15 protein-coding genes are annotated in these 13,873 nt (G+C 71.2%); 2 read left to right on the forward strand and 13 right to left on the reverse strand.

Going from position 1 to position 13,873, the window contains the following annotated elements; translation table 11 throughout:
- The 10 genes from IE317_RS23455 to IE317_RS23500 form a co-directional block, all read right to left on the reverse strand.
- A partial coding sequence (locus tag IE317_RS23455; protein WP_191313490.1) for a hypothetical protein occupies positions 1 to 1,131 on the reverse strand: 1,131 nt, incomplete at its 3' end.
- Between the two features lies 1 nt (position 1,132).
- Positions 1,133 to 1,732 (reverse strand): DUF3558 domain-containing protein, encoded by a 600-nt coding sequence (locus IE317_RS23460; protein ID WP_191313491.1) that lies wholly within the window; start codon positions 1,730 to 1,732, stop codon positions 1,133 to 1,135.
- Complete coding sequence (locus IE317_RS23465; protein WP_191313492.1) at positions 1,729 to 2,085, reverse strand: hypothetical protein; 357 nt, start codon at positions 2,083 to 2,085, stop codon at positions 1,729 to 1,731. The genes IE317_RS23460 and IE317_RS23465 overlap by 4 nt, the downstream gene beginning before the upstream one ends.
- A gap of 141 nt (positions 2,086 to 2,226) precedes the next feature.
- The gene (rplI, locus tag IE317_RS23470; RefSeq protein WP_003098743.1) at positions 2,227 to 2,688 is read right to left on the reverse strand and encodes a 50S ribosomal protein L9; all 462 of its coding nucleotides are present in this window, start codon (positions 2,686 to 2,688) and stop codon (positions 2,227 to 2,229) included.
- Between the two features lie 14 nt (positions 2,689 to 2,702).
- On the reverse strand, positions 2,703 to 2,951 hold the full coding sequence (gene rpsR, locus IE317_RS23475) for a 30S ribosomal protein S18 (RefSeq protein ID WP_003098744.1): 249 nt from the start codon (positions 2,949 to 2,951) through the stop codon (positions 2,703 to 2,705).
- Positions 2,952 to 2,994: 43 nt separating this feature from the next.
- On the reverse strand, positions 2,995 to 3,504 hold the full coding sequence (locus tag IE317_RS23480; RefSeq protein ID WP_191313493.1) for a single-stranded DNA-binding protein: 510 nt from the start codon (positions 3,502 to 3,504) through the stop codon (positions 2,995 to 2,997).
- A gap of 17 nt (positions 3,505 to 3,521) precedes the next feature.
- The gene (gene rpsF, locus IE317_RS23485; RefSeq protein WP_191313494.1) at positions 3,522 to 3,845 is read right to left on the reverse strand and encodes a 30S ribosomal protein S6; all 324 of its coding nucleotides are present in this window, start codon (positions 3,843 to 3,845) and stop codon (positions 3,522 to 3,524) included.
- Positions 3,846 to 3,960: 115 nt separating this feature from the next.
- Complete coding sequence (locus tag IE317_RS23490; RefSeq protein ID WP_191313601.1) at positions 3,961 to 4,821, reverse strand: hypothetical protein; 861 nt, start codon at positions 4,819 to 4,821, stop codon at positions 3,961 to 3,963.
- 102 nt (positions 4,822 to 4,923) lie between these two features.
- Positions 4,924 to 5,832, reverse strand: coding sequence for a hypothetical protein (locus IE317_RS23495; protein WP_191313495.1), 909 nt, complete (start codon positions 5,830 to 5,832; stop codon positions 4,924 to 4,926).
- A gap of 117 nt (positions 5,833 to 5,949) precedes the next feature.
- Positions 5,950 to 6,768, reverse strand: coding sequence for a hypothetical protein (locus IE317_RS23500; RefSeq protein ID WP_415306548.1), 819 nt, complete (start codon positions 6,766 to 6,768; stop codon positions 5,950 to 5,952).
- Positions 6,769 to 6,879: 111 nt separating this feature from the next.
- Between IE317_RS23500 and IE317_RS23505 the strand changes: the two genes are divergently transcribed.
- Entirely contained in the window at positions 6,880 to 7,653 is a 774-nt protein-coding gene (locus IE317_RS23505; RefSeq protein WP_191313497.1) for a deoxyribonuclease IV, read from the forward strand.
- On the opposite strand, the gene IE317_RS23510 is transcribed toward IE317_RS23505, so the two are convergent.
- Positions 7,650 to 9,212: a glycosyltransferase family 87 protein gene (locus IE317_RS23510; RefSeq protein ID WP_191313498.1), complete on the reverse strand. Its 1,563-nt coding sequence runs from the start codon at positions 9,210 to 9,212 to the stop codon at positions 7,650 to 7,652. The genes IE317_RS23505 and IE317_RS23510 overlap by 4 nt on opposite strands.
- 48 nt (positions 9,213 to 9,260) lie before the next feature.
- On the reverse strand, positions 9,261 to 10,319 hold the full coding sequence (locus tag IE317_RS23515) for an ROK family transcriptional regulator (RefSeq protein ID WP_191313499.1): 1,059 nt from the start codon (positions 10,317 to 10,319) through the stop codon (positions 9,261 to 9,263).
- A 76-nt stretch (positions 10,320 to 10,395) separates the two neighbouring features.
- Between IE317_RS23515 and IE317_RS23520 the strand changes: the two genes are divergently transcribed.
- Positions 10,396 to 11,442 carry a Gfo/Idh/MocA family oxidoreductase gene (locus IE317_RS23520; protein ID WP_191313500.1) on the forward strand — a complete coding sequence of 349 codons (1,047 nt, stop codon included), beginning with the start codon at positions 10,396 to 10,398 and terminating at the stop codon, positions 11,440 to 11,442.
- A 75-nt stretch (positions 11,443 to 11,517) separates the two neighbouring features.
- Here IE317_RS23520 and IE317_RS23525 read toward each other — a convergent pair whose 3' ends face one another.
- The gene (locus tag IE317_RS23525) at positions 11,518 to 13,689 is read right to left on the reverse strand and encodes a transglycosylase domain-containing protein (protein ID WP_373309101.1); all 2,172 of its coding nucleotides are present in this window, start codon (positions 13,687 to 13,689) and stop codon (positions 11,518 to 11,520) included.
- Between the last annotated feature and the right edge of the window lie 184 nt (positions 13,690 to 13,873).

Below are 13,873 nucleotides of genomic sequence, written 5' to 3' on the forward strand. Positions count from 1 at the left end.
GTCCCCGCCGCCGGGCATGGCCGCCCCGGTCGAGCCGCCGGGCCCGAAGCCCACGCCGCCCGGGCCGAAGCCGGCCGCCGGGTCGCCGATCCCGCCCGAGCCGCCGGGCCCGAAACCACCGCCCGGCATGGAGAAGTCGCCCGCGCCACCCGAGCCGCCGGGCCCGAAGCCGCCGGCTCCGGGGATCTTCGGCGGGGTGAACCCCGAGGAGTGGGTGCCGTCGCCGAAGTTCGGCGGGGTGTAGCTGCCCACGCCGGGGATCCTGGACGGGTCGTAGGTGCCGCCCGGAATCTTCGAGGGGTCGAAGGACGGCGGCTTCGAGGGGTCGAAGCCCGGCACCTTGCCCGGGTCGAAGCTGCCCCCGGGGGTGTTCGGCTGGCCGGGGAAGGACGGGACGCTGCCCGGGCCCGGCATGTTCACCCCGGGCACCGAGCCGGTGCCGTTCCCGGTTCCGTTGCCGGTTCCGTTGCCGTCGCCGGTCCCGTTGCCGTTCTTGTCGCCCGGCTTCTTCTTGCCGTCCTTGCCGCCGTCGACGTTGACGTTCTCCTGCTGGCCCTGCAGCGCCGCGTACGTCGGCATCTTCTGGCCGTTGTCGTTGCTCGCCTTGTAGTAGGTGTTGAAGGCGTCGACGTTGGCCTGGCCCTTGGCGTTGTAGTCGCGGATCGCCCGGTCGGTGTCGGTCGTCCACGGCGTCACCGCGTTGAGCAGGTTGTTCTTCGGCGGGTCCTTCGGCACCTGCTGCACCTGCGCGTGCACCGTGGTGAAGGCGTTGTGCTGTTCGCCGAGGTACTTGTCGGAGTCGGTGAGCTTGGTGCCGGAGTCCTCCATCCACACCCGCAGGGGGTGGGCGCCGGCGTTCTGCGCCGCTTCGGCGCCGCCGCCGGTCCAGGCCGCGTCCATCTCCTTGGCCAGGGCGTCGATGGTGCCGAGGCGTTCGGCGTAGGCGCCCCTCAGCCGGTTCGCCGCCGACTGCCCGCTTTCGATGGAACCGGCTCCGGGACCGGTGGTGATCTTCTCCCAGATGTCGTAGCAGTCGATCTTGCGATCGCCCTGCACCGACGTGTGGTCGTCGGAATGCGTGGTCGCCAGGTTGTAGGCGGCGAAGCCACCCAGCAGCACCAGTTCCAGCATCTCAGCCTCCCAGGGAGCGGATCATCGACTCGCCGAACTTCATCGCCACCGAGCACGGGTCCGATACGCCGGCGCCGTGGTCGTACTGGACCAGGATGTTGACGGTGAGCTGGTCGGTCACCGCGACGAACAGGCCGCACTTGCCGTTCTTGCGGGCGTCCACCGGGCCGGCGTAGACGCCCGGGTAGCCGTAGGCCTGGGTCTCGCCGAAGTAGGCGTCGTTCGCCCTGGTGTCGTAGACGTCCTGCAGCCCGTTCTTGTTCGCCGTCACCGTGGTTACGTCGATCTGGTTGCCCGGGTCGGCGGCTTCCTGGAACGTGCAGCTCGGGCCGTTGCCCGTGGTGCGCGGCTGCCCTTCGCCGAGCCCCAGGTCGGAGCGCGCCGACGCGGTCAGCGTCGTGCAGGCGTCCGAGGTGATCGACGCGGTGTTCAACGGGCTCGGCACCCTCGGCGCGGTGTCGGCGGTGGACCGGGTGGTCTCGCTGCCCGATTCGGCGGTGGAGGGCGCCGGGTTGGCGGTGCCCCGCGTCTTGCCGGCGCAGCCGGTGAGCGCGAGCACGGCGAAGGCCAGTGCGGGAACGGCGATGAGTCGTCGGTTCACGTGGCCTGGTTCCCCGTCTTCGAAAGGTCGGAGTAGGTGTCCGACTCCTTGGTGGTGATCTTCTGCTTCGCGGCGGTGAGCGCCTCGATGTAGTTCTTGACGTAGTCCTGCATCTTCTGGTTCTGCTCGAGGAACGCCTTGCCGGACGGGTTCGCGAGCTTCTCCCAGTCGCCGCTCGCGAACTCCTTGCCGGGCGCCTTCACGTTCGCCATCAGGTGGGCGTCGTCGAAGTCGCGCTTCAGGTCGGCCAGCAGGTCCTGCCACTTCTTGATGACGCCGTCGATCTTGTCGGCGTCGAACGTGAAACCGCCGCCACCGCCGGCCGGCGCGGACATGTTGACCTCGTTAGCCATGCGATCCCATCCCCTTCGCGTCCTCGCCCATTCTCCTCCGACGCCGCCGCGGTGTCCGAGGTTCCCCGGAAAGCGTGAAGGCGGGCCACCCGCCAGGGGTGACCCGCCTTCTCACGACGTACTGCCTTGCTGTGCCGACCCCTACTGGGCGACGGCTTTGACCTCGAGCCGCACGTCGACCTTGACGTCCGGGTGCAGCCGGGCGCCGACCGAGTGCTTGCCCACGGTCTTGATGTGGTCGCGCAGCTCGATGACGCGCTTGTCGAGCAGCGGGCCACCGGCCGCCTTGATCGCGTCGACGATCTCGCCGGCGGTGATCGAACCGAAGAGCTTCTTCGAGCCCTCGGCCGCCTTGCCGGTGAGCTGGATGGCGCCGAGGCCCTCCAGCGTCGCCTTGATCTCCTTGGCGTGGTCGAGGTCGCGGATGCGACGGCTCTCCTGCGCGCGCTGGATGGTGCGCACGTTCTTCTCCGCGCCCTTGGAGGCCACGATCGCGTAGCCCCGCGGGAGCAGGTAGTTGCGCGCGTAGCCGTCCTTGACCTCGACGATGTCGCCGGGGCCGCCCAGGTTGGCCACGTCCGTGGTGAGGATGATCTTCGCCATTTCCGTGCCCTCCCTTAGCGCGCGGTCGAGGTGTAGGGCAGCAGCGCCATTTCGCGGGAGTTCTTGACCGCGATGGCGATGTCACGCTGGTGCTGGCTGCAGTTGCCGGTGACGCGACGGGCCCGGATCTTGCCGCGGTCGGAGATGTACTTCCGCAGCAGGTTGGTGTCCTTGTAGTCGATCAGTTCCGGGCGGCCCTTCTTCTCGGCCTTGCAGAACACGCAGACCTTCTTCTTGGGCTTGCGAATGGGTGGCTTGGCCACTGGTTACTCCTGGAAAGTCAAATCTGTGTGGATGTGTACGAGATCAGAAGGGGGGCTCGTCCGAGAAGCCGCCGCCACCGCCGCCGCTCGCGGCCGGGGCGGAGCCCCACGGGTCGTCGGCCGGCATGCCGCCACCGCCGCCGCGGTTCCCGCCGCCACCGCCGCCGCCGAAGTCACCGCCGCCACCGCGGCTGACCTTGTTGACCTTGGCCGTGGCGTACCGCAGCGAGGGCCCGATCTCGTCGACCTCGAGCTCGACGACGGTGCGCTTCTCGCCTTCCTTCGTCTCGAACGACCGCTGCTTGAGGCGGCCCTGCACGACGACGCGGGCGCCGCGGGTCAGGGACTCGGCGACGTTCTCCGCCGCCTGCCGCCAGATGTTGCAGCGCAGGAACAGCGCCTCGCCGTCCTTCCACTCGCCGGACTGCCGGTCGAGGGTGCGCGGCGTGGACGCGACGGTGAAGTTCGCGACCGCCGCACCGGACGGGGTGAAGCGCAGCTCCGGGTCGGACGTCAGGTTGCCGACCACCGTGATGACGGTGTCTCCAGCCATCGGGATTCCCCTTCGGCTCAGGCCTTGGCGGCGGGCTTGGCCGCGGCGCGCTTGACCTCGCGACGCATGACCTTGGTGCGGAGCACGGTCTCCTGCAGCGACAGCTGGCGATCCAGCTCCTTCACCGCGTCCGAGGACGAGTTCAGGTCGAGCAGGGCGTAGATGCCCTCGGCGTGCTTCTTGATCTCGTACGAGAGGCGACGACGGCCCCAGACGTCGACCTTCTCCACGGAACCGCCCGAAGTGCGGATCACGTTGAGGAAGTTGTCCAGCGTGGGGGCGACCGTGCGCTCGTCGAGCGTGGGGTCCAGGATGACCATTACCTCGTAATGGCGTGACACAACCACTCACCTCCTATGGGCTCGCGGCCACGGACTGTCCGTGGCAGGAGGGTTTGTCCAGGTAAGGCTACCTGGGGGCATCGAGGAGGCCGGACAGTGGGTCTCTTCTCGGGGGTCAGCCGGCCCGGCGCAGGACCCAGGTGCGGACGAGCCCGGCGGTCACGCCGGCGAGCACGATCACCGCGATCAGCATGGGCAGCTGCACGTCGTTCGGCGCGCTGTTCGAGGCCAGCGACTGCGCGTTGCCCGCGTCGCGGATGTCCGCGCCCTGGCCGCTCTGGTCACCCACGCCGGCCTGCGGGGTGGAGGCGTCACCGGGCAGGGTGCCGTTCGCCGGGTAGCGCACGCCGGGGGCGACGGCCGTGCCGGCGGTCGCCGTCGGGATGCCGCTGTAGTCGCGCATCGGGGCGCTGCCGCCGGTGCCGCCCGCGGTGCCCGGGTTCAGGTTCGAGAGGTTGCCCGACGCGCCGCCGGGGCTGGTGCCGGTGCCGCCCTGCTGGGTGCCGGTGCCGCCCGCGCCCGGCTGGGCCGGGGTGCTCGGCGCCACGTAGTTGCCGGCGAGCAGCGTGAGGCCGCAGCCCTTGGCGACCGTGCTCTCGACGCTGTTCAGCGTCTTGTTCCAGTCGAGGCCGAGGCCCCACGTGCCGGAGTTGGCCAGCGCTGTGCGCACCGCCTTGCCGATCGCGGCGCCGGTCGCCTCGCCACCCGCGGCGTTGGGCACCTGGCCCACCGGGATCGAGTGGTTCTTGGCGATCGAATCGCCCGCCCAGCTGCCGATGGCCAGGGTGCCGGCGTTGTTGGCGCCGTCCGTGACCAAGGCCTTGACCGAGGCCCCGTCGATCGCGACCAGGTCGCCCATCTGCCCGGTGACCGAGCCCGTGCAGCTGGTGCTCACGAGGGTCGTCGCGGCGGAGGCGGTGCCCGCGGAGAGGAACGCGCCCCCGGCCATGAACGCGGCAATGGCGGTGACGGTCATGAGCTTCCGCACGAGCACAGTCCTCCAGCAATCACGGGGGCGTCGTTCGACGCAACATCAGGATGAACGACCGAGATACGTGAAAGATACTCGGCAGTTGGCTCAATTCGCAGCGGCCATTCGGCGGAGCACCCAGGTTCGGACCAGCCCCGCGCTGGCTCCGGAGAGTGCGAGAACCGCAATCAGCAGCGGCAGATTCGACCCGTTCGTGAACCCATCTGATGCAGAGGGTAGCGCTTCGGCTTGGCCCGCGGTCTGGACGCCGGAATTGCCGTCCGAGGCGCCATCCGGACCGGTGAGGCCATACTGCGGGGCGTAACCCGGGATTTGGCTGCCGTACCGGATGGCCGGCGACGGGCTGAACAGCCCGGCCGTCGCGAACGGGATGCCGCTGTAGTCGCGCATCGGGGCATAACCCGTGCCGAGGGTGAACGGGAAGCCGCCGAACATCGGGGCGTTCGCGAAACCGGGCAGCAGCGGGCTGTTCGCTTCGGGGATCGGCGTGGTGCCCGCCGGGGTGCCGCCCTGCTGCGGCGCGCCCCCGGTGCCACCCTGGGCCGGCGGCTGCTGCGGGTTGCCACCCGTGCCGCCCGGCTGCTGCGGCGCGGGCTGGCCGCCACCGCTGAGCGAGCGGAGGCCCTGCTGGGTGCCGCTGGTCACGCCCTGGACGCCCTGGTTGATCGCGCTCGCCGCGGGTGCGCCGACGACCGGCACCGGCGAGACGACGGTGTTGACCACGTTCACGGTGACCTGGCAGAGCGTGCCGAGGATGGCGTTGATGGTCCCGGTCAGCACCTTGGTGCCTTCGGTGACGACGCCGAGGTTGAGCGGGAGGCCGAGCAGCGGAGTGGTGGCCTTGACCGTGTCACCGGGCTTGGCGCTGATCGTGTCGCCGCACTTGGCCGTGATCGTGTCCGCCGAGGCGGTACCCGGCAGGCCCAGCACGGCGGAACCCGCGAGAACGACCGCCGCCGCACCGACCGCCGTAGCCCTCCGTGTCCGATCCTGCATGCTCGCCGCCCCTGGTGTCGTCGCCTACTTCCCAGTACAACGACGCTAAGGCAGCCGGGTGACGCCCGCTCGTTCAGAAATGTGCGGCATTCGGGTGGAAGCCGGTGTCACCGTGCGTCAGGCGGGGCTGCGGCGGATCCAGGCCCGGACCAGCGCGGCCGCGACGACCGCCAGCGCCAGCACCGCGAGCAGCATCGGCAGCTTCGCCGGCGGCGTGACCCCCGGCAGCGCCTCCGCCGTGCCGGACTTCTGGGCGTCGACGGTCGGCGGCGGGACCTGCTCGCCCGGGATGATCTGCGCGATCACCGGCGCCTGGGCCAGGGTGCCCGGCAGCAGCGCGGAGTTGGTGACGATGCCCGAGATCGCGTCGCCCGGCAGGCCCGCGTTCCCCGAGGTGGTCACGATCGGGCCGGTGGTGCTGCCCGGCGGGTTCGGCCCCGGGTTCGGCGGTGTCGGGCCGGGCGGGGCAGGCGGGGCGGGCGGGGCGGGCGGGACGGGCTGCGGCGGCTTCGGGCCCGGCGTCGGCGGCAGGGGCAGCGGCGGCAGGTCGTCGGCCACGCCCTGCGTCAGGCCGCCGACCGTGTTGACCGTGGCCTGCGCGGCCGGGCAGACGCCCTTCGCCGCGGCGTCGCCGATCAGCGGCACCTTGCCGATGCCGAGCGCCTTGACCGTGTCGCCGAGCGGCAGCCTGAGCAGCGGGGCCGTGCCGTTCGTGTTCAGCGAGCTCGAGTCGAGGCCCACGGTGAGCTGGTTCGGGGCGTTGAGCGGGGCGCCGGCGTCGAGCGTCAGACCGGACGAGCTCCCCTGCTGCAGCGTGGCCGGGCAGCTCCCGCCGAGGGTGGGGTTGGTTTCCGCGACCGCGGGCGCCGCGAAGGCGGCCGACGCGGCGAGCGTGAACCCCACGGCGGTGATCCGGGCGACGTGCTTCCCCATCATGCCCTCCGGCAATCGGACCAATCTGGATCACGGAACGCGCTCACGGTACTCCACGAGCGTCACCAACCGGGCTCACCGGCCGGAAAAGGGCCCCGGAGTACCGTTCTCGGCATGCTGATTGGCGCCCATGTCCGTGACGACGACCCGTTGACCGCGGTCGCCGAGCGCAAAGCCGACGTCGTCCAGTTCTTCCTTTCCGACCCGCAGGGCTGGAAGGCCCCGAAGCCGCACCCGCACGGCGAGGCCATCGCGGCCGACCCGGTCGAGGTGTTCATCCACTCGCCGTACCTGATCAACGTGGCTTCGCTGAACAACCGGATCCGGATCCCGTCGCGGAAGAACGTCACGCAGCACGCGGACGGCGCCGCCGCGATCAGCGCGAAGGGCCTGATCGTGCACGGCGGGCACGTCGGCGCGAACGACGACGCCGAGGCCGGCCTGGACAACTGGCGCAAGCTGTTCGAGCGCGAGCAGGAGAAGGGCGGCTTCAAGGTCCCGATCCTGATCGAGAACACCGCCGGCGGCGAGAACGCGATGACCCGCGACCTCGACGTCATCGCCCGGTTGTGGGACAAGGTCGGCGAGTTCGGCGCCGGGTTCTGCCTGGACACCTGCCACGCGTTCGCCGCGGGCTGGGACCTGGCCACCGCGGTGGAGAAGGTCAAGGCCATCACCGGCCGGATCGACCTGGTGCACCTCAACAACTCCCGCGACGAGTTCGGCTCCACCCGTGACCGGCACGCCAACGTCGTGCAGGGCGACGGGACGATCGATCCCGAGCTGCTGGTCGCCGTCGCCCGCGAGGCCGGTGCCCCGGTCGTCGTCGAGACGCCGGCCGACGGCCAGGCCGCCGACATCGCCTACCTGCGGGAACAGCTGGGTTAGCCGACGGGGTCGGCGGCGACGGCCTTCCGGCGGCGCCGGGTGGCGTTCGGGATGATCACGTCCCGGGCGCCGTCGAGGAAGCCGCCGGCGGGGTCGTCTTCGCCGTCCATCCGCACCAGGTCGGTGGCCGGGCGGTAGATCTCCCGGACCACCAGCACGCACAGCCCGATGACGGCGAGGTCGCGGACCACGACCGTGCCGAGGAACCAGCCCTCGGGCAGGCCCTTGTGGTCGACGCCGAGGTAGTAGAACATCCGCGGCACCCAGACGACGGCGTCGATCAGCATCCAGCCGAGCAGCAGCCGCCAGCGCGGGATGGCCAGCACCGCCAGCGGGACGAGCCACAGCGAGTACTGCGGGCTCCACACCTTGTTCGTCAGCAGGAACGCGGCCACCACGAGGAACGCGAGCTGGCCGACGCGCGGACGCCGGGGCGCGGCGAGCGCGAGGTAGGCGATCCCGGCGCAGCAGGTCAGGAACAGCACGGCCACCGTGATGTTCAGGTACGTCGGCGTCTGGTTCTTCTGCAGCACGCCGTCGAACCCGGCCCAGCCGGTGGTGTACGAGAAGACGTTGTACAGCGAGTCCGGGTCCATCGGCCGCAGGGTGCTCATCCGGAAGAACTCCCACCAGCCGCGGGGCGCGGTGAGGATAAACGGCGCGTTCACCGCCAGCCACGTCACGACGGTGGCGGCCGCGGTCTTCCAGAACGGCGTCAGCTTCCCGGCGCGCAGGCAGAGGAAGAACAGCACGCCGAGCAGGAAGAGCGGGTAGAGCTTCGCCGTCGCGCCCAGCCCGAGCAGGACGCCGGCGAGCAGCGGGCGCTTGCGTGCCCAGGCGAGCAGCCCGGTCGCGGTGAACGCGGTCGCGAGCGCGTCGAAGTTGGTGAAGGCGTGCACCAGCACCAGCGGTGAGATCGCCACCAGGACCATGTCCCACGGACGGCGTCTCACCGTCCGGCCGGTCGCCCACACGGTGACCAGCCACGCGACCGCCAGGAAGAACGCCGTGAGGTCGAAGTAGACCGCCACCGGCAGGGCGCCGGGGAGCCAGCCGGACTCGGCGACGTTCAGCCAGCCCGCCGCGAGCTTCGCGTTGGCCCACTGGAAGAGGCCGGTGAGCACCGGGTACTCCATGTACCGGGTGTTGTCCTCGGCGGTCTGCGAGCTCTCCTTCCACGACGTGTAGTACGGGAAGGTGCCCGGCCGGTCGAGCCGCTCGGAGCCGTAGAGCGGGACGATGTCGGAGTAGCACATCGCGACGAACGGGCGGCCCGCGCGCCAGTCCAGCTGGGTGTTCCCGTTGGCGTCCTGGTACTGCTGGATGCACGAGCCCTTGCCGAACCAGCACAGCATCAGCGCCAGCGTGGCCAGCAGCAGCCCGACGCGCTGGGGCGACCAGAACCAGTGCCTGCCGACCGCCGCGTGCTCACCGAGCGGGCCGCCGAGTGGCCTGGTGACCGCCGCGGCCAGTGGCTCGTTCCAGCTGGGGACGACCCGTTCCGCCCTGGTCAGCGTCACCGGGCCGGGTTCCGGCTCCCGCGTGGTCTCCTCTGGCACGAGGCGGATCGTATCGGTGATCGGGGTGCGCGGTGGTGAAGCCGGTGATCATGCCGGATTCGCGTAGTACGAGGCCAGGACTTCCGCGGCCGCGCCGCGGGTGACGATTTCCTCGCCGGAGCCGTCTTCGACGACCTCGATGCGCTGCCAGTGCGGCAGCGGCAGCAGCTCCTCGAGCCGTTCCGAGACGGCTTCGCGGTGGACGTCCGGCTCGTCGCGGACCGCCCGCCCGGCCAGCACGATCCGCTCCAGGTCGAGCACCTGCACGAGGTCGGCCAGCCCGATGCCGAGGAAGCCGGCGGCCTCCCGGGTGCCCGTTGCCCGCTTGGCCATGATCTCGACGCAGCCGCGCCGCCCGCAGGCGCAGCGCGGCCCGTCGAAGGCGATCGTGGTGTGCCCGAACTCACCCGCGTTGGTCCGGGGGCCGCGGTAGAGCCGCCCGTCGATGAGCAGGCCGACGCCGATGCCGGTGCCCACGAGCACCACCGCGGTCGCGGTCGGCTCGCCGTGCGGCCAGAGCCGGGCGAACGCGGCGGCGTTGGTGTTCTTGTCGAGCGTCACCGGCAGCCCGGTGCGCTGTTCGAGCAGGTCGCGCAGGGGCACGTCGTGCCAGCCGGGCATGTTCGTCGCGTCGCGGACCAGGCCGGCGTGGTGGTCCAGCGGGCCGACCGCGCCGAGGCCGAGGCCGACGACGTCGAAGCCGTCGGCGAGCTGGAGCGCGGTGGCCCCGATCGCCTCGACGGCCTGCGCGGGCGTGAAGCCGCGCGGCAGCGGGCCACCGGCCGACTCCTCGACCTCGCCGACGAGGTTGGTGCGCAGCACGCGGTACTCGTCGCGGTCGAGGCGCGCGCCGAGCGCGTGCCTGGCGCCCGCCCGGATGCGCAGTGCCGTGCGGGGTTTGCCCACGCCGGCGGAGGGCAGGCGCTGCTCGTCCAGCAGGCCGGTGTCGAGGAGTTCCGGCACGATCTTGGAGACGGCCTGCTGGGTCAGCCCGGTGCGTTCGGCGAGCTCCACCCGGCTGAGGCCGTCGGCGCGCAGGATGTGCGAGAGCAGCAGGACACGGTTGTGCTCGCGCACGTCGCGCAGGTTCACCCCGGTCTCCGCCATGGACGAGATCTTCGCACGTCCGGTCAGTTAGGCAACGCTGTTGTGTTTTTAAAAAGCGACGGGGTTTAATAGCGGCATGGCGGACGACTTGCGCGTGGGCATCCTCGGGTACGGCATCGGGGGCCGCGTCTTCCACGCGCCCCTGGTGGCGGCGACGCCCGGGCTCACCCCGGCGGTGATCACGACGTCGGGCAGCGCCGCGCAAGCGCGCATCGACCACCCGGGCGCGGAGGTCGTGCCGGACGCCGACGCGTTGTTCGAGCGGGCGGGCGACCTCGACCTCGTCGTGGTCAGCACGCCGAACCGCACGCACGTGCCGCTCGCGCTCCGGGCGATCGAAGCCGGCCTGCCGGTGGTCGTCGACAAGCCGTTCGCGCCGACCGCCGCCGAGGCCCAGCGGGTCCTCGACGCGGCGAAGGCGGCGGGTGTCGGCCTGACGGTCTTCCAGAACCGGCGGCTCGACTCCGACTTCCTCACCGTGCGGAAGGTCCTCGAGTCCGGGCGCCTCGGCGAGGTGTTCCGCTTCGAGTCCCGCTACGACCGCTGGGTGCCGAAGCCCAAGGACAACTGGCGCGAGTTCGGCGACCCGGCCGAGGCCGGCGGTCTGCTCTACGACCTCGGCGCGCACATCGTCGACCAGGCGCTGCAGCTGTTCGGCCCGGTCACCCGGGTCTACGCGGAGACCGACCGCCGCCGGGCCGGCGTCCAGGTCGACGACGACGTCTTCGTCGCGCTGCACCACGCGAACGGCGTCCGCTCGCACCTGTGGGCCACCGCGCTGGCGGGCACGCAGAACCCGCGGTTCCGGGTGCTCGGCGACCGGGCGACGTTCACCAAGTACGGCCTCGACGTGCAGGAACCGCAGATCAAGGCGGGCCTGCGGCCCGGCGACGCCGGCTGGGGCACCGAGCCGGCGTCCGACGCCGGGAAGCTCGGCGTCGGCCCGGAGATCGAGACCGTGCCCACCGAGGTCGGCCGCTACGAGCAGTTCTACGCCGAGGTGCGCGACGCCCTGCGTGGCGAAGGCGAGTTCCCGGTGGACCCGGCGTCCTCGGTCGAGGCCCTGCGCGTCATCGAGGCGGCCCACCGCTCCGGCGTCGAAGGCACCGTGGTCGCCTTCTGACCCCCTGACCGGCCGTGACCTCGGTGACCCCCAGCTCCGAGGTCACGGCCACCTCCCCCGCTCGGCCCGCGCCGGTCACGGGCCGAAGTTCGCCTGGCCGGTGTCGTTCCCGTTGCCGCGGCCGGGACCCCGGCCGTCGCGCCGCACGCGGTTCTGCTGCTGTTGCTGCTGCTGGTCCTGGTTGCCACCGCGGCCGATCGTGAAGCGCTGTTCCTGCTGCTGTTGCTGTTGTTGCTGGAACTGCTGCTGTTGTTGCTGCTGCTGGAGCTGGAACTGCAGCTGGTCGTCCTGCGGCGAGGTGATCGCCTGGACCCGGTCGAAGCGCTCGGCCGGTTTCCCGGCCAGGTAGAGCTGCATGAACCGCTGCCACACCGGGCCCGCCATGAGCGACGGCGTCAGCGGCTGGCCGCTCGGGCCGCGCAGGTCCTTGTCGCCGTCGCCGCCCACCCAGACCGCGGCGGACACCGAGGGCGTGTAGCCCACCATCCAGGTCTGGGAGTTCGTGTTCGCCGCGGACGCGGGTTCGTCGTCGCCGGGCGTGTGCTGCTGGGTGCCGGTCTTGCCGGCGCACTCGTGGCCGGGTGGGCAGGTCAGCCGCGAGAACGGGATCACCGGGGCGAGCGCGGCGGTCACGTTCCCGGCGATCTGCCTGCTCTTGCCGCGGTCGTTGTCCGCGAACGCGTCCGTCGCGCGCGTGTCGGCCTCGTAGGCGGTTTCGCCCTGGGAGTTCGTCACCTTCTGCACGAAGTGGCGGCCGTGCTGGACGCCGCCGGCGGCGAAGGTCGCGTACGCCGCGGCCATGTCCGCCGGCGTGACCGCGGTCTGCCCGCCGCCGATGGAGATGTTGTTGTCCCCGGTGAACAGCACGCTGCGGCCGCCGGTGTCCTTCGTGCGGATGCCCGCCTCCTGCGCGGCTTCGGCCACCCCGCCCGGCTTGGTCACGTTCAGCACCATGTCGTAGAAGACGGTGTTGGTGGACCGCTGCATCGCCTCGGCCACCGTGCACTGCTCGGAGCAGCTGCTGCTGGTGCCGGCGTTGCGCACCGGCAGCGGCACGTCGGGGAACGTCCGCGGCGAGCGGCCGTCGAAGACCGCGTTCAGCCCGCGGCCGCCCTTGAGGAACGCCGTGAGGTCGAACGGCTTCATCGACGACCCGGGGTTGTGCGCTTCGTCCGCCCAGTCCCGCCCGGCCTGGTCCTCGCCGTTCGGCCCCTTCACGATCGGCGCGCCGCCGTAGTAGGCGAGCACGCCGCCGGTCTTCGGGTCGACGGCGACCAGCGCGTCGAGGATGCGGTCGTCGGTCTGCCCGGACATGCCCTCGGCCACCGCCTTCTCGGCGGCTTCCTGCGCCTTCGAGTCGATCGTCGTGAACACCTGGAACCCGCCCGAGTAGTACCTGTCCTCGGGGATCCCCGCCGCGGCCAGCTCGGCCTTGACCTGCTTCTTGACGAACGGGTTGAGCTTGGTGCCCTGCCGCGATTCGACGAGCGGCACCGGCGTCGGGAACTTCGCCGCCTTCCGGTCGGCCGCGGTGAGGTACCCGTTGCGCTGCATGCGGTCCAGGGCCGTGCCCCACCGGTCGCGGGCGACCGTCGCGTTCTCCGACCGGCCCGGCTGCTGGATCAGCCCGGCGAGCAGCGCGGCCTCGGAGTAGTCCAGCTGGGCGGCGTCCTTGCCGAAGTACGCCTGCGCGGCGGCTTGGATGCCGTACGCGCCGCGGCCGAAGTAGATGATGTTGAGGTAGGCGGTGATGATGTCCGCCTTCTCGTAGGTCTGGTTCATCTTGAACGACTTCGCGAGCTCGACCCACTTGCGCGTCAACGTCGGTGCGTCGTCACCGGAGGCGTTCTTGATGTACTGCTGCGAAATCGTCGAGCCGCCGCCGGACCCGCCGGTGACCTGGTTGTAGGCGGCCCGCGCGATGCCGGACAGGTCGAAGCCGGAGTTGGTCTCGAAGGACGCGTCCTCGGTGGCGATCACGGCCTTCTTGACGACGTCGGGGATCTGGGCCGGGCTCAGGATCTGCCGGTTCCCGCCGGTGGGGACGTCCTTGCCCATCTCGGTGCCGTCGGCGTAGAGGTAGGTGACCGCCTGGCCCTGCGACTGCGCGACCGTGTCCGGCGAAGGCACGTCGACGGCGAAGTACGTGATCACGAAGGCGACCGCGGGCACGAGGAAGAACAGGCCGGACAGGACGTACAGCACCCGGCGCACCGTCTTCCAGCGGTGTCTGCGCCGGTCCGCCACGGGGTTCGGGGTGACTTCGGTGGCGGTGTCGTCCGGTTCGGCCGGCCGCGGGAGAGGCCGGCGTGGCTGGTAGCGACCACGCGGAACCGGCCGGCGGCCGGACCTCGAGCGATTTCGGTCGGTGTACACGGGCCGTCCTCGGTACGCCGGTGGGCTGCGGGCGCAGGCCCCTCGACACTCCACA

The organism is Amycolatopsis bullii (genome assembly GCF_014654205.1).
GTDB classification, from domain to species: domain Bacteria; phylum Actinomycetota; class Actinomycetes; order Mycobacteriales; family Pseudonocardiaceae; genus Amycolatopsis; species Amycolatopsis plumensis.

What these genes read in the sequence shown, in the direction of transcription:
- IE317_RS23465 (WP_191313492.1), bottom strand. Translation starts at nt 2,085, where the DNA reads ATGGCTAACGAGGTCAACATGTCCGCGCCGGCCGGCGGTGGCGGCGGT.
- rplI (WP_003098743.1), bottom strand. Translation starts at nt 2,688, where the DNA reads ATGGCGAAGATCATCCTCACCACGGACGTGGCCAACCTGGGCGGCCCC.
- IE317_RS23480 (WP_191313493.1), bottom strand. Translation starts at nt 3,504, where the DNA reads ATGGCTGGAGACACCGTCATCACGGTGGTCGGCAACCTGACGTCCGAC.
- IE317_RS23490 (WP_191313601.1), bottom strand. Translation starts at nt 4,821, where the DNA reads ATGACCGTCACCGCCATTGCCGCGTTCATGGCCGGGGGCGCGTTCCTC.
- IE317_RS23495 (WP_191313495.1), bottom strand. Translation starts at nt 5,832, where the DNA reads ATGCAGGATCGGACACGGAGGGCTACGGCGGTCGGTGCGGCGGCGGTC.
- IE317_RS23500 (WP_415306548.1), bottom strand. Translation starts at nt 6,768, where the DNA reads ATGATGGGGAAGCACGTCGCCCGGATCACCGCCGTGGGGTTCACGCTC.
- IE317_RS23505 (WP_191313497.1), top strand. Translation starts at nt 6,880, where the DNA reads ATGCTGATTGGCGCCCATGTCCGTGACGACGACCCGTTGACCGCGGTC.
- IE317_RS23515 (WP_191313499.1), bottom strand. Translation starts at nt 10,319, where the DNA reads ATGGCGGAGACCGGGGTGAACCTGCGCGACGTGCGCGAGCACAACCGT.
- IE317_RS23520 (WP_191313500.1), top strand. Translation starts at nt 10,396, where the DNA reads ATGGCGGACGACTTGCGCGTGGGCATCCTCGGGTACGGCATCGGGGGC.